Source organism: Vogesella alkaliphila (assembly GCF_014652475.1).
Lineage (GTDB): Bacteria > Pseudomonadota > Gammaproteobacteria > Burkholderiales > Chromobacteriaceae > Vogesella > Vogesella alkaliphila.
On the sequence record NZ_BMYW01000002.1, the window covers coordinates 1 to 18,840 of the forward strand.

Genomic DNA, 18,840 nt, shown 5'->3' on the forward strand with positions numbered 1-18,840 from the left:
CAAGTCGTTGATTTCACAAGTACCCCACCAGCAACAAAAATGAAAAAGGTTGGCCGCAACGCTTGCGACCAACCTTGGGCATGGAAAATAAAGCGTGATGACCGTATCAATCGATACCCAGCATCGACGGTGTCATCATCGCCTTGAGGCGAATTTGCTCGATACCGTGGCGTTCGCGATGGCTGAGCCACCAGATGGCGCCCTTCTTGACGCTCCACAGCAGCGGCTGTTCGCTCATCAACGTGGCGGCGAGACGGCCGATATAAGGCTGATGCCCGACCAGCACGATGGTCTTGCCGCTGCGCGGCCAGTCGATGGCGCTCAGCACCTGCTCGACCGAGGCGTCCGGGTTCAGTGCCGGCATGACTTCATAGCTCTTGGCAAACAGTGCCGCGGTTTGTTGCGAGCGCAGCGCCTCGGAGGCGAGCAGCGCAAAATCGTCGGGCAGCTGCTTGCGCAGCCATGCTGCCATCGCACTCGCCTGCTTCTGTCCACGCCGGGTCAGCGCGCGCTGCATGTCGTCAGAGCCTTCCTCGGCTTCGGCATGACGCCACAAGATGAGATCCATATCGTTCCTTAGTCTTATTGTTTGGCTGCTACATGCTGTGCCATGCGTGTTACGACAGCAAGAAATGCACCAATAATGGTGCCACCACCGCCGTGACAAACCCGGTCAGCCCCATCGCCAGACCGGCAAAGGCACCGGCAGTTTCCGAGATCTGGAACACGCGGGCGGTACCGATGCCGTGTGCGGCGATGCCGGTGGCAACCCCCAGCACCACGTCATCGTTCATCCGCAACAGTGCCAGCAGCGGCCTGGCCAGCACCGCGCCGATGATGCCGGTCACGATGACAAAGGCGGCGGCCAGGGTGGGAATGCCGCCGATGGCCTCGGCCACACCGATCGCGATCGGCGTGGTGGCCGAGCGCGGTGCCAGGCTGAGCACGATCTGCGGCGGCAAGTCGAAGGCGACGGCAATCAGTACCGCGCTGGCCACGCCGGCGACACTGCCGACCACGATGCTGCACAGGATGGCGAAGGCGCTGCGCTTGAGGCGCGCCAGATTGTTGTATAGCGGTATCGCCAGCGCGACGGTGACCGGCCCGAGCAGGAACTGGATAAAACCGGCGCCGCGGAAGTACTCATCGAAACTCAGCCCCAGCGCCAGCAGGCTGACGATCAGCAGCCCGGCGCCGACCAGGACCGTATTGGCCAGCGGATGACCGTGATAGCGGCGGCTGATGCTCAGTGCGACGCGGTAGGCCAGCAGCGTCAGGAAGATGCCGGTCAGCGGCGACTGGTGCAGCCATTCATGGAGTGTCGGCGTCATGGTCTGGCCTTTCTGCCTTGTTGACGGCGCAGCAGCAGTGTCAGCGTCAGCGCGCTGATCAGCAGCGTCGCCAGTGTCGACAGCAAGAGCACCGCCGCCATCGCCAGCGGTCGCTCGGCCAGCAGCGGCCAGAAGGCGAGGATGCCGGCACCGGCGGGAATGAACAGCAGCGACATGTGCGTCATCAGCCGCGGCACGTTGTGGCGCAGCGTGTCGGGAATGCCCTTGCGCACGCACAGCGTCAGGAACAGGAACAGCATGCCGAGCACGGCACCGGGGATGGGCCAGCCGAGGCTGCGCGCCAGCAACTCGCCGGCAAACTGGTAGCCCAGCAGCCACAGGAAGGTTTCGATCATCGACAACTCGCAGGATGGTCACAAGGTTGGCCGCACGCGACAGCGGCGGGACAGGACGGGTTTTGGCATAATGCGCCGCATGACGCCTTTTTCTGACTGGTCGGCCCGGTTGCCGCCAACTTCACCGCTGCTGGCAGAGTGCATCACCGTCAGCGGCTCACTCACCAACTACCTGATGGCAACCGGCCACGACTTCGCCGTCAGCGTACTGCAGCAAGGCAACGACGCGATTCATGCCGACGAAACCGCCCTGTTCGAGCTTACCCCAGATAGCCAATTGCATGCCAGGCACGTGAGCCTGTCCCTGGCCGGCAAACCGGTGGTGGTGGCGCGCAGCGTGTGCCTGCCGGCGTGCCCGGTGTGGCGGCCGATACTGGAGCGTGGCAGCCGTTCGCTGGGGCTGACGCTGTTCGGCGGCCTGCCGCAACTGCAGCGCGGCGAGCTGAGCTTTGCCGAGCTGCGCGCCGGACACCCGCTGTTTGCACTGGCGCAGGCACACGATCCCCATGGCAGCAGCCGCTACCTGGCCCGCCGCTGCCGCTTCGAGCTGGACGGGCAAGGCCTGCTGGTTTGTGAAATCTTCTTGCCGGAACTGGAGCAATTGCTGTGATGAGCATGGACTTTATCAAGGAGCGGCTGACGGTCTACGGCCAGCTGATGCGTATCGACAAGCCTATCGGCACCCTGCTGCTGCTGTGGCCGACGCTGTGGGCGCTGTGGATCGCCTCCGCCGGCCAGCCGGACTGGCGGCTGCTGCTGATCTTCAGCCTCGGTACCTTTTTGATGCGCTCCGCCGGCTGCGTGATCAACGACTTCGCCGACCGCCACATCGACATGCACGTGGCGCGCACCAAACAGCGGCCGTTCGCCCGCGGCGCGGTGAGCGGCAAGGAAGCGCTGCTGCTGGCCGCATTGCTCGCCCTGCTCAGCCTGCTGCTGATCCTGCCGCTGAACCGGCTAACCCTGCTGCTGTCGCTGCCGGCAGTGTTCCTCGCCGCCAGCTACCCGTTCACCAAGCGTTTCTTCCCGCTGCCGCAGGCCTATCTCGGCCTGGCCTTCGGTTTCGGCATCCCGATGGCGTTTGCCGCGGTGACTGGCGACGTGCCGCTGCTGGCCTGGCTGCTGTTCCTGGCCAAGGCGCTGTGGACCATCGGCTACGACACCGCCTACGCGATGACCGACAAGCCGGACGATCTGAAGATCGGCATCAAGACCTCGGCGATCACCTTCGGCGATCACGACGTGCTCGCGGTGATGCTGTGCCACGCCGCCTTCATCGCGCTGATGACCGGCATCGGCCACAGCCTCGACCTCGGCTGGCCCTACTACCTGTCGCTGCTGCTGTCGGTACTGCTGATCGGGCGCCAGTACCTGGACATCCGCCACCGCGACCGCGCACTGTGCTTCAAGGCCTTTCTCGACAACAACCGCGTCGGCGCGGTGATCTTTGCCGGGCTGGTGCTGGCTTACGCCCTGCGCTGAAGCGACACCCCGCCACACGCAAAGCGGGCAGCCGGTGGCTGCCCGCTTTGTTTTGTCGCCGCGCCGGCGGGGTCATCCAGATTTATCTGTCGTGATTTGTAGTCTAAGTTGAAACAGGTAGCTGCCTGCCGGCAGACAACAGATCTTCCCCTCGAAGGAGACGCACCATGATCAACGGGATCTATCACGTCACGGTATCCACCAGCGACGGCCAGCACAGCGATGGCCAGTGGGTGATCGACAACCATTCGCTGCAGGGCACCGATGCCACCTCGCGCTATCAGGGGCGATTCCATCTTTCCGGCCAGCACGTGGCGATGCAGATGAACGTGTCACGCCACAAGGAAGCCGAGCGCACGCTGTTCGGCCCGGCCATGCAATACCTGCTGTCGCTGAACGGCCACTTCATGAGCGACAGCAACGCCTTCAACCTGTCCGGCCCGGTGGTGCAGGAGCCGGCGCTGATCGCCACCGTCAGCGGCCACTGGCTGAAGGCGCTGGACTGAGCAATCCGTCCGGCTGCAGTCGTCCGTCCAGCAGCCGTATCTGGCGCGGACAACCATCGGCCAGCCGCTGGTCGTGGGTGACGATCAGGAAGGTGGTGCCATCCTCGCGATTGAGTTCATGCAGCAGCGCAAACACCTCGTCCGCCGTCTGGGTGTCGAGGTTGCCGGTCGGTTCGTCGGCCAGCACCAGCCGCGGGCGGTTCATCAGCGCCCGCACGATGGCGACGCGCTGCTGCTGCCCGCCCGACAGCTGCACCGGCCGCTTGGCGGCGTGATCGGCCAGTCCGACGCGCTGCAACAGCATCGCGGCGCGCTGCCGGTCCTGCGGCGTGACCCGCCCCTGGCCGGCGAACAGCGGCATCATCACGTTTTCCAGCGCCGAGAATGCCGGCAGCAGATGGTGAAACTGGAACACGAAACCCAGATAGCGATTGCGCAAGGCGGTGCGCGCCGCGTCGTCGAGGCCGGCGGTGGCGGTGCCGGCAATGTGCAGCTCGCCGGCCGTCGGCGTCTCCAGCAAGCCCATGATGTTGAGCAGCGTCGACTTGCCGGAGCCAGACGGCCCCAGCAGCGCGGCGAACTCGCCTTCCACCAGCTGCAGCTCGATGCCGTGCAGCACCTCGACCAGCGGCGACTTGCCGCCGCCGTAGCTTTTCTTCACCCCTTCCAGCGTCATGATCTCAGCCACGGATCGCCACCACCGGGTCCAGCCTGGCGGCGCGCAGCGCCGGCAGCAGCGCCGCCAGCACGCCGACCAGGGTCGCGATCAGCGCGGTGGTGACGAACAGCTCGCCGTCGAGCGCCACCGGAAACAGCGGGCTGCCGTCCTCAGTCTTCGCCATCCGGCTGATGCCCTCCGCCATCACGGCACCCAGCAGCGAGCCGAACAGCGAACCGAACAGGCCGACCAGGCCGCCCTGCAGCAGGAACACCGCCAGGATGCGCGACGCCGGCGTGCCCATCGCACGCAGGATGCCGATCTCGCGCTGGCGCTGCACCACCGACACCACCAGCACGCTGGCGATGCCCAGCGCCACGGCAAAGGTGACGAACACGCGGATCATCAGGCTGGAGGCGGTCTGGCTTTTCAGCGCCGTCACCAGCTGGCCGTTGCTGGACTGCCAGCTGTCCGCGGTCAGGCCGGTGACGAGCGCAAGGTTGGCCGCAAGGCTTTCCGCCTCGAACAGGCGCTCGCTCTTGACGTAGATTTCGGTGACGTCGCGCTGGAAGCCGAGCAGGTTCTGCGCCTCGCGCAGCGGCAACAGCACCCAGCGCTTGTTGAGGTCCTTGAGGCCGAAGTCGAGCACCGCCCCCACCGTCACACTCTGGCTGCCGCCGGTCGCGGTCTGCACGCGCAGGCGTCCGCCCGGCTGTAGGCCCAGGTCCGCCGCCAGCTCCTTGCCGATCAGCGCGGTGCCGGTCGGCAGCAGCAGGCGCCCGGCTTGCAGCTTGTTGTCCAGCCGCACCACCTGCTGATAGTCCTCCAGCTCGACCCCCATCAGCACGACCGACTTGCGCACGCCGCCCTGCTGCGCGACCCCGGGGCCGCTGGCCATCGCCGCCACCGCGCTGACATTGGGCATGCCGCGCACCCGCGCCACGATGCCGCCCCAGTTGGCGATGGTGTTCTCGCGCTGCGTGCGCTTGGCGATGTCGGCCAGCTTGACGCTGCCTGGCACCGTCAGCGGCGCCTGGTTGACGATGTCGGCCGGGCGCAGCACCACGTGCGCCTGCGTCGACAGGGTGCGCTCGATGATGTTGGCCTGCAGGCCGCTGACGATGGCGGTGATGTAGACGATGACACCGACGCCGATGCTGACCCCGGCCAGGATCAGAGCGGTCTGGAAGCGGCCCTCGCGCAGCAGCCGCCACGCCACCATCCACACGAAGTTCATGGCCCCGCCTCCACGATGCGCACGCGGCTGCCGGGCGCCAGCAAGGGGAAGGGCGAGACCACCGCCATGCCGGCGCGCAGCCCCCGCAGGATCTGCACCTTGCCGTCCACCACCGCGCTGGCCTGCACCGGATGCAGCTGCAGGCGGCCGTGCTGCACCAGCGCCACCTGGCCGCGCTTCACCGCCTCGGCCGGCAGCAGCAGCACCTGGCGCAAGCGTGCGGTCTCGATCTCCGCCGACACCGTCATGCCCGGCAGCAGGAAGCCGCCGTCCTCGCCCAGCAACACCTCCACCTCCAAGGTGCCACGGTCGTTATCCACCTGCGCCGCGATGCGGCCAACCTTGCCGGCCACCCGCCGCGTCGGGAAGGCGTCGGCCGCGATCAGCGCCGGCTGACCGCTGGCCAGTTGCGCCAGCTGGCGTTCGTCGACATCCAGCAGCACGTGCTTCGGGCCGGCGGCGGCAAAGCTGAGTCTGGCGCTGCCGGCGGTGAGCAGGTCGCCGACCTCCACCTCGCGCGCCAGCAGCACGCCGTCGGCCGGAGCACGGATCTGCGCCTGCGCCAGCCGTGCCTGGTACTGCGCCAGCTGCGCCTGCAGCTGCGCCACCCGCAAGCGCGCCTGGTCGCGGCTGCGCTGCTGGCCATCCAGCGCCGCCTGGCTGACGAAGCCCTGGCGGAACAGCGCCAGCTGGCGCTGCAGCTGGCGCTCGGCGTCGGCCTGCTGCTGGCCGGCATCCTCCAGCTGGGCGCGGGTCTGCTGCAACTGCGCCAGCAGCTCTTCCGGTTCCAGCTGCAGCAGCACGGTGCCGGCGGTCACCGTCTGGCCCTTGGCCACCGGCGTCGCCACCACCCGGCCGCCGATAGTGGCGCCGAGCCGGCTCTGGCGGCTGGCCTCGACGCGGCCGCTGGTGACCACCGTGCGCACCACGTCCTGCGCGGCCAGCGTCACCACCGTCACCGCCGCCGGCCGCCACCACCAGTAGCCGGCGGCCAGCAGCGGCAACAGCAAAAACAGGGACAGCAGGATTTTGCGGCGCGTCATGTCGGGTAAACTCGGGGGGATAAGAAGGGTCTGATTCCATTCTACGAAACATCTTGCCCACGGAGCTTTGATCATCATGAAATTTGCCGACATTCTCGCCACCCTGCCCGCCATCGACGGCATTGCCGCGCTGATGCTGCTGGATGCCGCCGGCGAACCGCTGCAACGCCTCGACAACAAGCCGGGCACCGCCGGCTCGGTGCGCGTCTACCACGCGCTGGTCAAACGCTTCGGCCACATCGACAAGGCGGCGGCGCGCGAAGGCCTGGCGCTGTACGCCGAACACACCGACGACGCCCGCGCCCACCCCGGCAAGCATCCCAATATCGACCGCCTGCTGGCGATTGCCGAACAGGACGCGCCCGGCCTGCGCGTGCGCATCGTGCTGGACGACAGCACCGAGGCCTGATCCGTACGGCCGCAAAAAAACCCGCCAGCACTGGCGGGTTTTTTCATGACAACGCGCGGCGGCACTCCCCCGCCGCGCGTCATGCGCCAGGGTTGCTACACGAACCGATCTCTACACATCCTGGCCTTCGACGATGCCGTCGTGGCTGGCGGCCTGCTGCGGCAGGATCAGGTTCAGCACGATGGCCAGCACCGAGCACAGGCCGACGCCGACCAGCTCGAAGCTGCCGAACTTCAGTGCCAGCCCGCCGATGCCGGAGGTCAGCACCACCGAGATGATCACCAGATTGCGCGGCTCCATCAGGTCGACCTTGGCCTCGATCAGCGTCTTCAGGCCGATGGAGGCGATGGTGCCGAACAGCAGCACCATGATGCCGCCCATCACCGGCATCGGGATGGACTGCAGCAGCGCGTTGAACTTGCCGAAGAAGGCCATCGCGATCGCGAACAGCGCCGCCCACGTCATCACCACCGGGTTGAAGTTGCGGGTGATCATCACCGCGCCGGTCACCTCGGCGTAAGTCGTCACCGGCGGCCCGCCGATGGCACCGGCGATGCACACGCCCAGGCCATCGCCGGCCAGGGTGCGGTGCAGGCCCGGGGTCTTGGTGTAGTCCTTGCCGGTCACGCCGCCGATCGCCATCACGCCGCCGATGTGCTCGATCGACGGGGCGATCGCCACCGGCAGCATGAACAACGCCGCCGCCCAGTTCACCTCCATGCTACCGAAGGTCGGCACCACGAACCACGGCGCGTTGGCCAGCTTGTCGAAATCCACCACGCCGATGAAGGCGGCCACGACGTAGCCAACGGTGACGCCGGCCAGGATCGGCACCAGCTTGAACATGCCGCGCGCAAAGATCGACACCACGATGGTGGTGGCCAGCGATACCGCCGCCAGCAGCAGCGAGGTCTCGTACGGCATCACCTGGTTGCCGCCGGCACGGCCCATCGCCATGTTCGACGCGGCGTTGGCCACCGAGAGGCCGATGATCATGATCACCGGCCCGGTCACCACCGGCGGCAGCAGGCGATTGACCATCGCCATGCCGCGCCAGCGCACGATGGCGGCGAACACGAAGTACATGAAACCGGCGCAGAACAGGCCGAACATGGTGGCGCCCTGCCCCCAGGTCTGCATCGAGTAGATGATGGGACCGATGAAGGCGAACGAGGAGCCGAGGAAGATCGGCACCTGGCGGCCGGTACACAGCTGGAACACCAGCGTGCCGACACCGGCGCCGAGCAGCGCCATCGCCGGATTGAGGCCGGTCAAGAGCGGCACCAGCACCAGCGCGCCGAAAGCGACGAACAGGATCTGGGCACCAGACACCGCCGTCTTCAGTTGTTGAAACATGCTGTGTTTCCTTATTGTTGTTGAAATCGTGCGCCGCGCCTCAGGCTGCCGCGCAATACATGACCGCCTGGGCAATGATGTTGTTCTGCCCCGCCGCCAGCGCGCTGTGCGCGCGGAACTGCTGCACCATCTGCTGCACCCGGCGGTAGGTGTCGTAATTGGGCAACGGCCGGTAGGCGATGTCGACCTCCAGTCGTGCGGCCAACCTTTTGATGGTGGTCGGCTTGATGCACACGTGCCGTTGCGGGTCGCTGTAGGCGAGGAAGCAGCTCACCAGCGGCCACTTGGCGGCATTGGCCTTGCCGTCGTGGCGGCACAGCTGCAGCACCTCGACGAAGTCAGCGAAGCTGGCCTCGTCGAAGCGGTACAGCAGCCCATGCAGCGCCGCCACGAACGGGCGGTGCACGTCGCTGAAGGCCAGATAGTTGCGGAAGGCCATGCGCTCGAAGGTGCTGACCGTGGTGCAGCGGCTGACGATCTGGCGGCAGCAGTCGATCACCGCCGCCGTATTGCCGCTGTCGATGGCGGCGCGCAGCTGCGGCTCGCCCAGGCCGTCGCGGCACAGCTGCAGCACGCGCTCGATGCCGCGGTGCTTCTTGCCCAGCGCCAGCCACGCCTCGTCCTGCAGGCCGTGCGGGAAGCGCAACAGGAAATCATGTTCCAGCTGTTGATAGACGTTGTGCTGCATCGACATTCCCCCGCGCAAGGTTGGCCGCAAGCCGGCGGCAGCGGCCCATCAGGCGTGTTTGGTACCGAAGATCTTGTCGCCGGCGTCGCCCAGGCCCGGGATGATGTAGCCGTGCTCGTTCAGGTGGCTGTCCAGCGACGCGGCCACGATCTGCACGTCCGGGTGCGCGTCGTTGACCGCCTTGACGCCCTCCGGCGCCGCCACCATCACCACCGCCTTGATCTGCTTGCAGCCGTTGCGCTTGAGCAGGTCGATGGTGGCGATCAGCGAGCCGCCGGTGGCCAGCATCGGGTCGATGATCATGGCGATGCGCTCGTCCAGGTTGCCGACGAACTTCTCGAAGTAGGACACCGGCTCCAGCGTTTCCTCGTTGCGCGCGAGGCCGACCACGCTGATCTTGGCCGACGGCACCAGATCGAGCACGCCGTCCAGCATGCCGATGCCGGCGCGCAGGATGGGCACCACGGTCACTTTCTTGCCCTTGATCTGCTGTACTTCCATCGGGCCGCACCAGCCGTTGATGGTGACGGTTTCCAGTTCGAAATCGCGGGTGGCCTCGTAGGCCAGCAGGCGCGCCAGCTCTTGGGTCAGCAGGCGGAATTTCATGGTGCTGATATCGCCCTCGCGCAGCAGGCCGAGCTTGTGCTGCACCAGGGGATGATTGACGACGGTAATGTTCATGGCAGGATCCCAGACCTTGGCAAAAAGTGGCCGGGGAAACGAATTCCCGCAAACCGCTTTCGGTAATCGATAAAACCGGCTGCACCGGGCGGTGCAGGCGTCAGGCATGGGGCGGGATTATACAATCATTTGAAACGCCCCGCTGCACGCGGCCCTTTCTGCCCCGCCCAAACAAAACAGCCCGTGGCGCGAGGCACACGGGCTGTCGGGGCGAGGCAGACACGGCTTAGTTGGCCAGGTCTTTCAGCACTTCCTGCAGTTCGCCGGACTGGTACATCTCGTACATGATGTCGGAGCCGCCGAGGAACTCGCCGTTGACGTACAGCTGCGGAATGGTCGGCCAGTTGGCGTAGTCCTTGATGCCCTGGCGGATTTCCGGATCGGCCAGCACGTCAACGGTGACGAAGTTGTTCACGCCACAAGCCTTGAGGATCTGTACCGCGCGGCCGGAAAAGCCGCACTGCGGGAACTGCGCCGAGCCCTTCATGAAAAGCACGACAGGGTTTTCGGTCACGGTCTGACGGATGGTGTCCTGGATCGACATGGTATTCCTCTTTCAAGTGGTCGCGCCGGGCGCATACCCGACTAAATCAATGGGTTATTGTAGACCCGCTTCGGCTTCCGGCTCAAGTGCGGCATCCGCCACGCCAGCCTTGCGCTGCAATACCGCGGCAAAGAAGCCGTCGGTATTGTGCTGGTGCGGACGCAGTGCCAGATAGTCGCCGGTGTCCAGCGCGATCTTCTGCTCCGCCAGCACCTGGTTGGCCGGCACCAGCTCGAACGCCGGGTTGGCCGCAAGGAAGGCCTCGACGATGGCCTGGTTTTCCTGCGGCAGCAGGCTGCAGGTGGCGTACACCAGCCGGCCGCCTGCCTTCACCAGCCGCGCGGCGGAGGCGAGAATGGACTGCTGCTTGGCGTTGAGCTCGGCCACGCTGTCCGCGCTCTGGCGGTACTTGAGGTCCGGGTTGCGGCGCAGTGTGCCGAGGCCGGAGCACGGCGCATCGACCAGCACGCGGTCTGCCTTGCCGGCCAGACGCTTCACCTTGGTGTCGTTCTCGTGCGCGATCAGCGTGGTGTTGACGTTGGACAGGCCGGAGCGCGCCATGCGCGGCTTGAAGTTGGCGAGGCGTTTTTCCGACACGTCGAACGCGTACAGGCGGCCGGTGGAGGCCATCTGCGCGCCCAGCAGCAGGGTCTTGCCGCCGGCGCCGGCGCAGAAGTCGACCACCATTTCGCCACGGCGGGCACCGGTGAGCAGGCCCAGCAGCTGGCTGCCCTCGTCCTGCACCTCGATCGCACCGCCGACGAACAGCGGGTGCTTGGTCAGCGACGGCTTGCCCTTCAGGCGGATGCCGATCGGCGAGTACGGCGTCGCCTCGCAGGCGACGCCGGAATCCTGCAGCTGCACCAGCGCGTCGTCGCGCTTGAGCTTGAGGGTGTTGACGCGGATGTCCAGCGGCGCGGCGGAGGCCAGGCCCTTGCCCAGCGCCACCACTTCTTCTTCCGGCATGGCGGGCAGCAGGTCCAGCACCCACTGCGGCAGCGCCGCGCGCGCGGTCAGCGTGTCCGGCAGCGGCGCGCCCTTCAGCGACGACAGCCATTCGCGCTCGGTTTCCTTGATGATGCCGTCCAGCTCGCGCAGGTTGGCGCCGCCGATGCGCACCAGCGTGGCCAGCGCCAGCTTGCGGGTGTTGGCACGTTGGCCGCACAGCGCGCGCAGCGTTTCCAGGTGGCGCAGGCAGGCGAAGGCGGTTTCCGCGATCAGGTGACGGTCGGTGGCGCCCAGCTTGCTGTTGGCACGGAAGTGGGCGGTGAGCACGGCGTCGGCCGGGCGGTCGAACTTCACCATCGCGAACAGCACCTGTTCGATCTGGTTGAATTGCTGCAGGTTAATTTTCATCTTTATTGGGCCTTTGGGGTGGCGGTGTCCACACTACCGCACCGTTAAATTCAATCAGTGTCGCGCGCAATTCAAAGCGCTTGTCGTTATCCACCCGCATGATGCGGATGGGCAGATTGGCAAAGTCCGGCGCCAGCCAGAACTCGATCAAATCCTTGTCGTTGCGGGCGCGCAGCACCACCGCACGCAGCGTGCCGCCCCCCGCCTCGAAATCCGTTTCACCGGCCAGCTGCAACGCAAACTGGTACACCTTCTTGCCGGTGGTCACCTGCCGCGTCGCCGCGCCCGGCGGCTCGCCGCGCAAACCCAGCTCGAAGGCGAGGCTCAGCCAGTCCAGCGCGCCCGGCTGCAGCGGCGCCTGTTTCGCCTCCTTGTCGCCGTAGTCCAGCACGCCGCCGGCCCAGTCGAAACGGGCGTATTCGCGCGGCGCATCGTTGCGGCTGGCACTGAAGCGCTGCGGCTGCAGGCCGTTGCGGCCGAGCTCGCCGTGCACCTCGTAGCGCAGCGTCGGGCCGATCAGCGGCTTGACCGTGGTGACGATGCGGTAGTCGCCACCGCTGCGCTGCCAGCTCATCTCGCCGCGTCCCAGCGGCAGGCCGCTGCTCAGCAGCGCGTACTCCAGCCGCGCCGCATCGGGAAAGCGTGTCCGCTTCGGTGCGGGCTGCTCGACCGGCTCTGCTGAGGCTGCCGGCGCCGACGCCTCGGCCGCGCGGCCATCACTGCCGGCCTGCGCCACCGTTGCCACCGAGTGCGGCAGCGCGGGCGGCGCGGTGACCGGCCTGACCGGCGCCGGCTTGGCCCTGACGGGCTTAACGGGCCTGGCTGGCCGCGGCGCCTGCGCCGGCGGCGCCGAGGCGTCGGCCGCCACGCCATCTTCGGTGGCGGCAGCCATACCCAGCGCCACCGCCGCCGGCGCCGAGGCTTCCTGCTCCGGCGCCATCGCCTGCAGCGAGATGGTCAGCTTGCGCAGCGGCGCCTCTGCCGGCGCGGCACCGTCGAAGGACAACAGGCTGCCGCCGAACAGCAGCAGATGCAGCAGCAGCGACGCCAGCAGCGCCAGCAACAACGGCCACCGCCAGCGCCGCCGCGCGGGCATCGTGTTCAGAGTACCGGCACCCGCAGTGCGAGGCCGGCGGCGGCGGCGTCGACACCGCCGATGCGGCCGTTGCGGATCTGCAGCTCGCCGGCGGCGAAGCGGCGCACCGCTTCCGGATACAGCCGGTGTTCCTGCTGCAGCACGCGTGCGGCCAACGTGGTCTCGGTATCGTCATCCAGCACCGGCACCACCGCCTGCGACACGATCGGGCCGTGGTCCAGCTCGGCGGTGACGAAGTGCACGGTGCAGCCGGCCACCTTGCAGCCCATGTCGATGGCGCGCTGGTGGGTATGCAGGCCGGGGAAGGACGGCAGCAGCGACGGATGGATGTTCAGCATCCGGCCCTCGTAACGCGCGGTGAACGCCGGCGTCAGGATGCGCATGAAGCCGGCCAGCACCACGAGATCAGGCTGGAAGGCGTCGATCTCGGCCGCCAGCTGCGCGTCGAACGCCTCGCGGCTGGCGAACTGCTTGTGATCCAGACCGACGGTGGCGATGCCACGCGCCGCCGCCCAGGCGAGGCCGGCGGCATCGGGACGGTTGGCGATCACCGCGGCAATGCGGGCGCCGGGGATGTCGGCATCGACGATGGCCTGCATGTTGGAGCCGCGGCCGGAGATCAGGATTACGATGTTTTTCATGTCTGCAATTCAGCGTCGGTCCTGCCGGTAGCCGGCGCGCCACATTGGGGGCGCCACCGCGGGCAGGACCACATTCAATAACGACTACCTCGGGCTGCGCCCGAAAAATGACAAACGCCGCCAGCAGTGCCAGCGGCGCCGGTCACATCAGCTCAGGCGCTCAGGCAACCTGGGTCTGATGCTCGTCACCGTTACGCGCACGGATCACGCCGATACGCGACACGGTTTCACCCTGCTCGGTCAGGAAGGCGGCCGCGGCGTCGGCATCGGCCGCGTCCACGATCACCACCATGCCGATACCGCAGTTGAAGGTGCGATACATTTCCTGCGCATCGACATTGCCTTCGGCCTGCAGCCACTGGAACAGCTTAGGCAGCTCCCAGCTCTTGGCGTCGATCTGTGCCACGGTGTTTTCCGGCAGCACGCGCGGGGTGTTCTCGGTGATGCCGCCACCGGTGATGTGCGCCATGCCCTTCACGGTCAGCTTTTCCATCAGCGCCAAGAGCGGCTTGACGTAGATGCGGGTCGGGGCGATGACGGCCTGACGCAGGGTGGTGTCGCCTTCGAACGGCGCGTCCAGATCCGGCTGCGCGCGATCGATGATCTTGCGCACCAGGCTGTAGCCGTTGGAGTGCACGCCGTTGGACTTCAGGCCCAGCACGACGTCGCCCGGCTTGATGTCGCGACCGGTGATGACCTTGCTCTTTTCCACCACGCCGACGGCGAAGCCGGCGAGGTCGTATTCGCCCACCGGGTACATGCCCGGCATTTCGGCGGTTTCACCGCCGATCAGTGCGCAGCCCGCCTGTTCGCAACCCTGGGCAATGCCCTTGATCACGTCGGTGGCTTGCGGCACATCCAGCTTGCCGCAGGCAAAGTAGTCCAGGAAGAACAGCGGCTCGGCGCCCTGCACCAGAATGTCGTTGACACTCATGGCCACCAGGTCGATGCCGACGGTATCATGCTGGTTCCAGTCGAAGGCCAGCTTCAGCTTGGTGCCGACACCGTCCGTGCCGGAAACCAGCACCGGCTCCTTGTATTTCTTGGAGATTTCCACCAGTGCGCCGAAACCGCCGAGGCCACCGAGGACTTCGGGACGCATGGTGCGTTTGGCAAACGGCTTGATGTTTTCGACGAGCGCGTCACCGGCATCAATATCGACACCGGCATCGCGGTAACTGAGGGACGTGGTATTCAAGGTCTACTCGCTTTCTGCTAACGTGATCGTTTTCCTGCTGCGGCAAACGGGCTCTTGGCCCGAAGCGCCTGTATTTTAACTGAAAAGCCGATGGAACGCTCCCGCACAAACTATCTTCCGTGGTTGATTGTCGCTATCACCCTCGCCGGCGCGGTATGGCTGCTTGACCGCCTGTCCTCGGTGCTGACGCCTTTTGTCACCGCCATCGTGCTCGCCTACATCCTCGACCCCGCCGTCGATTACCTGCAAAAACACGGCTTATCGCGCATCTTGTCGCTTGTTTGCGTGATGTTCGCCGGATTTTTTGCCATCCTTGCGCTGCTGCTGATCGTGATCCCGATGCTGGTCAGCCAGGGCCATGCGCTGGTGGAGCGGCTGCCGGCGGTGGTGGATTTCATCCAGCAACAGGCGCTGCCGTGGCTGAACCGGCTGCTCGGCACCGAGCTGAGCCTGGACACGCAGAGCTGGCGCGACACGCTCAGCAGCAATACCGGCAACCTGCGCCAGCTGCTGGCCAAGCTGGCGCCGCAGCTGGGTTACGGCGGCGCGCTGCTGCTGACCATGCTGGCCAACCTCAGCCTGCTGCCGGTGCTGCTGTTCTACTTCCTGCACGACTGGGACCAGATGGTGGCGCGCGTCGGCACGCTGGTGCCGCGGCGATGGGCGCCGGAGGTTGGCCGCATCGCCCGCGAGCTGGACGAGGTGCTGGGCCAGTTCCTGCGCGGCCAGCTGTCGGTGATGCTGCTGATGGCCATCATCTACGGCGGCGGTCTCGCGCTGGTGGGGCTGGAGTCCGGCCTCGCCATCGGCATCGTCGCCGGCCTGCTGGTGTTCATCCCCTACGTCGGCGCCTTTCTCGGCCTGCTGCTGGCGACGCTGGCCGCCGTCCTGCAGTACAACGGCTTCAGCGGCCTCGTGCTGGTGTGGAGCGTGTTCGTGGTCGGCCAGACGCTGGAAAGCTTCCTGATCACGCCCTACCTGGTGGGCGAGCGCATCGGCCTGTCGCCGGTGACGGTGATCTTCGCACTGATGGCCTTCGGCGAGCTGATGGGCTTCGTCGGCGTGCTGCTGGCGCTGCCGCTGGCGGCCATCAGCGTGGTGCTGGCACGTCATCTGGTGCAGCGTTATTTCAACAGCGGCTTTTATCAGCGTAAAATCGATTCCTGACTCTATTTAGAACCTTGCCGCATGTTGGATCAGCTCGTCCTCGACCTCAGCCCCACGCCCCTGCCCGGGTTTGACAACTTTCTTGCCCAGCGCAACAGCGAAATCATCGCCGCGCTGACCGCGGAAGGCGGGGAGCGCTTCGTCTACCTGTGGGGCGAACCGGGCTGCGGCAAGACCCACCTGCTGCAGGCGTGGATCGCCCACGCCGAGCTGCTCGGCCGCGCCTCGATCTACCTCGACGCCAAGCACGAGCAGCTGCCCGACTTCGCCCGCGAGGCCAGCTTCATCGCCGTCGACCATGTCGACGAACTGGCGCCGGACGACCAGATCATGCTGTTCTCGATCTACAACTCGCTGAAGCAAAGCGGCGAAGGCCGCCTGCTGATGGCCGGACACCAGCCGCCGATGCAGGCGCCGGTGCGCGACGACCTGCGCACCCGCCTCGGCTGGGGCCTGGTGTTCGAGGTGAAGGCGCTGTCCGACGACGACAAGCTGGCGGCGCTGCGCCACCACGCCGCCGAGCGCCAGCTGGCCATCGGCGACGACGTGTTCCGCTACCTGCTCACCCACTGGCGCCGCGACCTGTCCAGCCTGATCGGCATGCTGGACATGCTCGACCGCTACTCGCTGGCCATGCGCCGCCCGATCACGGTGCCGCTGGTCAAGAACGTGTTACAAACCGCCCCCACCGAAAGCTGAAGCACTATGAATCTTGCCCTGTTTGACCTGGACAACACCCTGATCATTGGCGATTCCGACAGCGAATGGCCGAAATTCCTGATCAAACGCGGCATCCTCGACGCCGAGCACCACGCGCGGCAGAACGACTACTTCTACGAGCAGTACAAGGCCGGCACGCTGGACATCTACGAATTCCTCGATTTCCAGCTGGCGCCGCTGACCCGCTTCTCCCGCAGCGAGCTGGACACCCTGCACGCCGCCTACATGGAAGAGCACATCAAGCCCATCATCCCGCAAAAGGCGCGCGATCTGCTGGCGGCGCACTTCGCCCAGGGTGACGAGGTGATGATCATCACCGCCACCAACCGCTTCATCACCGGCCCCATCGCCCGCGAACTGGGCGTGGAACACCTGATCGCGGTGGAGCTGGAAGAAGACGGCCAGGGCAACTTCACCGGCAAACCCACCGGCACCCCCAGCTTCCAGGCCGGCAAGATCACCCGTCTCAACGAATGGTTGGCCGCACGCGGCGAAACGCTGGACAGCTACGACAAGGTATTCTTCTACAGCGACTCGCGCAACGACCTGCCGCTCCTGTCCATCGTCAGCAACCCGGTGGCGGTCGATGCCGACGCCACCCTGAAGGCGCACGCCGAAGCCCACGGCTGGCCGGTGATCACCCTGCGCGACTGACATCAGACCAGATCGAACCAGGACCATCACCATGCCAGCCAACGTACTTGCCGACAAACTCGCTTGTTTCTGTCCGCAGGATGGCTATGTGCTGACAGAGCTGGGAGGGCAATTTAGCGCGGCCTATGTATTGCTACCCCCTTTCCTGCGACCACAAACACTTCCGGCAACGCGCTTCACCCCTGAACATTATCCGTCGCGCGAGGAGATCGTTGCCGATTGTCATCCAGTGAGCTGGCAGTCCGTAGTCACCCTGACCGGTCTGCCGGATATCGCCGCAGTGGATCTTGCCCTGCGTACCAGATCACTCTCCCTGCGCCAGGACCTTTGTCGCGAAGACTTTGCTCTACAGCTTGATCAGGCTTGCGAACAGAACGGCCTGATCCCACCAAGTGCAGGGGAGCTTCCCGATCTGTGGCACGATGACTGGCTAGCACTGCTGGCGAGAGACAAGGGCTGGCTGTGGTACGGTAATGAGTTTGGCGATGCCTGCCAGCGCATGCCATTAACCGATCCGATGAACTCCCATATTCATGCCCGCTATTTCTCTGCCGATGGCTCCATCATGTTGTGCAGCCATTGGGATAGCCATTACTCCCTAGTCTGCGGTGATCGTGAGCACTTGCTACCGTTCAGCCGCTATGAGGGTTTTTATTGCCAGCCTGACACCATGGTACGCTGGAGCCGATCACTGGAATCCATTGGAACCTAAAATCGACATGGACCGACTCGAAGCCTTTCTCGCCCGTGCCGAAGCGATGCTGGCACGGCTGGAGCCGCTGCTGCCGCCGGCCTTGCCGGCCACCGACTGGAGCGCGCCGGCCTTCCGCTGGCGTCGCCTCGGCGCCAATGCCTGGCTGGAGGCCATCCACCAGCCACACAGCGTGGCACTGGACGAGCTGATCCACATCGAACGCCAGAAGCAGCGCCTGCTGCGCAACACCGAGCAGTTCCTCGCCGGCCGCCCGGCCAACAACGTGCTGCTCACCGGCGCGCGCGGCACCGGCAAGTCGTCGCTGATCAAGGCGCTGCTGGGCCAGTACGCGGCGCAGGGCCTGCGCGTGATCGAGGTCGACAAGGCGCAGCTGCCCGACCTCGTACAGATCGTCGAGGCCGTCGCGGCACGACCGGAACGCTTCATCCTGTTCTGCGACGACCTGTCGTTCGAGGAAGGCGAAGACAGTTACAAGGCGCTGAAGTCGGCGCTGGACGGCGGCCTCGCGCGGCGTGCGGCCAACCTGCTGGTGTACGCCACCTCCAACCGCCGCCACCTGATGCCGGAAAAGGCCAGCGAGAACCGCGAGGGCTGGCTCAAGGACGGCGAGATCCATCCCGGCGAGACCACCGAGGAGAAAGTCTCGCTGTCCGACCGCTTCGGGCTGTGGCTGTCCTTCTACCCGTTCGACCAGGACGCCTACCTCGCCGCCGTGGCCGGCTGGCTGGCGCACTTCGGCCTCAAGCCCGGCAAGCACAGCGAACGCGCGGCGCTGCAGTGGAGCCAGCTGCGCGGCAGCCGCTCCGGCCGCGTGGCCTACCAGTTTGCCTGCGACTGGGCCGGGCGCAGCAGTAAGGAGCGCCGCGCCGAGTGAGCCACCTGTCGATTGCCGTGCCGTCCCCGGCTCTTGCGCGCGGACAGCGCGGCGTATGCAACGCAATTCGGGCGCCGCGCGGTAAAAATGCACGGCGCTTGTCGCGATGCAATATCATGTCAGCGATC

The 18,840-nt window shown here is 66.1% G+C and carries 23 protein-coding genes; 9 read left to right on the plus strand and 14 right to left on the minus strand.

Annotated elements, in window-relative coordinates; all coding sequences use genetic code 11:
• Nucleotides 1–106: 106 nt before the first annotated feature.
• Genes IE100_RS03135 through IE100_RS03145 form a run of 3 tightly spaced genes read right to left on the minus strand, consistent with a single transcriptional unit; the run spans nucleotide 107 to nucleotide 1,687 of the window.
• Nucleotides 107–568 carry a SixA phosphatase family protein gene (locus IE100_RS03135; protein WP_189372703.1) on the minus strand — a complete coding sequence of 154 codons (462 nt, stop codon included), beginning with the start codon at nucleotides 566–568 and terminating at the stop codon, nucleotides 107–109.
• A 49-nt stretch (nucleotides 569–617) separates the two neighbouring features.
• Nucleotides 618–1,331: an LrgB family protein gene (locus tag IE100_RS03140; protein ID WP_189372704.1), complete on the minus strand. Its 714-nt coding sequence runs from the start codon at nucleotides 1,329–1,331 to the stop codon at nucleotides 618–620.
• A complete protein-coding gene (locus tag IE100_RS03145) occupies nucleotides 1,328–1,687 on the minus strand; it encodes a CidA/LrgA family protein (protein ID WP_189353412.1) in 360 nt (119 codons plus the stop codon). The genes IE100_RS03140 and IE100_RS03145 overlap by 4 nt, the downstream gene beginning before the upstream one ends.
• Before the next feature lie 79 nt (nucleotides 1,688–1,766).
• Here IE100_RS03145 and IE100_RS03150 point away from each other — a divergent pair, with 79 nt between their 5' ends.
• The 3 genes from IE100_RS03150 (at nucleotide 1,767) to IE100_RS03160 (ending at nucleotide 3,675) form a co-directional block, all read left to right on the plus strand.
• A complete protein-coding gene (locus IE100_RS03150) occupies nucleotides 1,767–2,297 on the plus strand; it encodes a chorismate--pyruvate lyase family protein (protein ID WP_229800203.1) in 531 nt (176 codons plus the stop codon).
• Complete coding sequence (ubiA, locus tag IE100_RS03155; protein WP_373295288.1) at nucleotides 2,297–3,169, plus strand: 4-hydroxybenzoate octaprenyltransferase; 873 nt, start codon at nucleotides 2,297–2,299, stop codon at nucleotides 3,167–3,169. The genes IE100_RS03150 and ubiA overlap by 1 nt, the downstream gene beginning before the upstream one ends.
• 167 nt (nucleotides 3,170–3,336) lie before the next feature.
• Nucleotides 3,337–3,675, plus strand: a complete 339-nt coding sequence (locus IE100_RS03160; RefSeq protein ID WP_189372706.1) for a GrlR family regulatory protein — start codon at nucleotides 3,337–3,339, stop codon at nucleotides 3,673–3,675.
• On the opposite strand, the gene IE100_RS03165 is transcribed toward IE100_RS03160, so the two are convergent.
• From IE100_RS03165 to IE100_RS03175, 3 genes are read right to left on the minus strand one after another with little or no spacing between them, the layout of a single operon-like run.
• On the minus strand, nucleotides 3,644–4,363 hold the full coding sequence (locus IE100_RS03165; protein WP_229800204.1) for an ABC transporter ATP-binding protein: 720 nt from the start codon (nucleotides 4,361–4,363) through the stop codon (nucleotides 3,644–3,646). The two genes, IE100_RS03160 and IE100_RS03165, sit on opposite strands and share 32 nt — an antisense overlap.
• Complete coding sequence (locus IE100_RS03170; RefSeq protein WP_189372707.1) at nucleotides 4,356–5,570, minus strand: ABC transporter permease; 1,215 nt, start codon at nucleotides 5,568–5,570, stop codon at nucleotides 4,356–4,358. The genes IE100_RS03165 and IE100_RS03170 overlap by 8 nt, the downstream gene beginning before the upstream one ends.
• Complete coding sequence (locus IE100_RS03175) at nucleotides 5,567–6,613, minus strand: efflux RND transporter periplasmic adaptor subunit (RefSeq protein ID WP_189372708.1); 1,047 nt, start codon at nucleotides 6,611–6,613, stop codon at nucleotides 5,567–5,569. The genes IE100_RS03170 and IE100_RS03175 overlap by 4 nt, the downstream gene beginning before the upstream one ends.
• A 76-nt stretch (nucleotides 6,614–6,689) precedes the next feature.
• On the opposite strand from IE100_RS03175, the gene IE100_RS03180 reads away from it, so the two are divergent.
• The gene (locus IE100_RS03180; RefSeq protein ID WP_189372709.1) at nucleotides 6,690–7,022 is read left to right on the plus strand and encodes a DUF2322 family protein; all 333 of its coding nucleotides are present in this window, start codon (nucleotides 6,690–6,692) and stop codon (nucleotides 7,020–7,022) included.
• A gap of 111 nt (nucleotides 7,023–7,133) precedes the next feature.
• Here the strand turns inward: IE100_RS03180 and IE100_RS03185 are convergent, their stop codons facing one another.
• From IE100_RS03185 to purM, 8 genes are all read right to left on the minus strand, one after another.
• Complete coding sequence (locus IE100_RS03185) at nucleotides 7,134–8,378, minus strand: uracil-xanthine permease family protein (RefSeq protein ID WP_189372710.1); 1,245 nt, start codon at nucleotides 8,376–8,378, stop codon at nucleotides 7,134–7,136.
• A gap of 40 nt (nucleotides 8,379–8,418) precedes the next feature.
• Entirely contained in the window at nucleotides 8,419–9,066 is a 648-nt protein-coding gene (locus IE100_RS03190) for a hypothetical protein (RefSeq protein WP_189372711.1), read from the minus strand.
• A gap of 48 nt (nucleotides 9,067–9,114) precedes the next feature.
• Nucleotides 9,115–9,747, minus strand: coding sequence for a uracil phosphoribosyltransferase (upp, locus tag IE100_RS03195; protein WP_189372712.1), 633 nt, complete (start codon nucleotides 9,745–9,747; stop codon nucleotides 9,115–9,117).
• A 226-nt stretch (nucleotides 9,748–9,973) separates the two neighbouring features.
• The gene (grxD, locus tag IE100_RS03200; RefSeq protein WP_189372713.1) at nucleotides 9,974–10,291 is read right to left on the minus strand and encodes a Grx4 family monothiol glutaredoxin; all 318 of its coding nucleotides are present in this window, start codon (nucleotides 10,289–10,291) and stop codon (nucleotides 9,974–9,976) included.
• A 54-nt stretch (nucleotides 10,292–10,345) separates the two neighbouring features.
• The gene (locus IE100_RS03205; RefSeq protein WP_373295297.1) at nucleotides 10,346–11,641 is read right to left on the minus strand and encodes an RsmB/NOP family class I SAM-dependent RNA methyltransferase; all 1,296 of its coding nucleotides are present in this window, start codon (nucleotides 11,639–11,641) and stop codon (nucleotides 10,346–10,348) included.
• A complete protein-coding gene (locus tag IE100_RS03210) occupies nucleotides 11,637–12,710 on the minus strand; it encodes a DUF3108 domain-containing protein (protein ID WP_189372715.1) in 1,074 nt (357 codons plus the stop codon). The genes IE100_RS03205 and IE100_RS03210 overlap by 5 nt, the downstream gene beginning before the upstream one ends.
• Nucleotides 12,711–12,748: 38 nt before the next feature.
• Complete coding sequence (gene purN, locus IE100_RS03215; RefSeq protein WP_189372716.1) at nucleotides 12,749–13,384, minus strand: phosphoribosylglycinamide formyltransferase; 636 nt, start codon at nucleotides 13,382–13,384, stop codon at nucleotides 12,749–12,751.
• 160 nt (nucleotides 13,385–13,544) lie between these two features.
• Entirely contained in the window at nucleotides 13,545–14,582 is a 1,038-nt protein-coding gene (purM, locus tag IE100_RS03220; RefSeq protein ID WP_189372717.1) for a phosphoribosylformylglycinamidine cyclo-ligase, read from the minus strand.
• Between the two features lie 90 nt (nucleotides 14,583–14,672).
• On the opposite strand from purM, the gene IE100_RS03225 reads away from it, so the two are divergent.
• From IE100_RS03225 to IE100_RS03245, 5 genes are read left to right on the plus strand one after another with little or no spacing between them, the layout of a single operon-like run.
• On the plus strand, nucleotides 14,673–15,749 hold the full coding sequence (locus tag IE100_RS03225) for an AI-2E family transporter (protein WP_189372718.1): 1,077 nt from the start codon (nucleotides 14,673–14,675) through the stop codon (nucleotides 15,747–15,749).
• Between the two features lie 21 nt (nucleotides 15,750–15,770).
• On the plus strand, nucleotides 15,771–16,448 hold the full coding sequence (gene hda, locus IE100_RS03230) for a DnaA regulatory inactivator Hda (RefSeq protein ID WP_189372719.1): 678 nt from the start codon (nucleotides 15,771–15,773) through the stop codon (nucleotides 16,446–16,448).
• A 6-nt stretch (nucleotides 16,449–16,454) separates the two neighbouring features.
• Nucleotides 16,455–17,123 (plus strand): histidinol-phosphatase, encoded by a 669-nt coding sequence (locus IE100_RS03235; RefSeq protein ID WP_189372720.1) that lies wholly within the window; start codon nucleotides 16,455–16,457, stop codon nucleotides 17,121–17,123.
• Nucleotides 17,124–17,154: 31 nt separating this feature from the next.
• Nucleotides 17,155–17,835, plus strand: coding sequence for a DUF2711 family protein (locus IE100_RS03240; protein ID WP_189372721.1), 681 nt, complete (start codon nucleotides 17,155–17,157; stop codon nucleotides 17,833–17,835).
• Nucleotides 17,836–17,842: 7 nt separating this feature from the next.
• Nucleotides 17,843–18,712 carry an ATP-binding protein gene (locus tag IE100_RS03245; RefSeq protein WP_189372722.1) on the plus strand — a complete coding sequence of 290 codons (870 nt, stop codon included), beginning with the start codon at nucleotides 17,843–17,845 and terminating at the stop codon, nucleotides 18,710–18,712.
• Nucleotides 18,713–18,840: the final 128 nt, after the last annotated feature.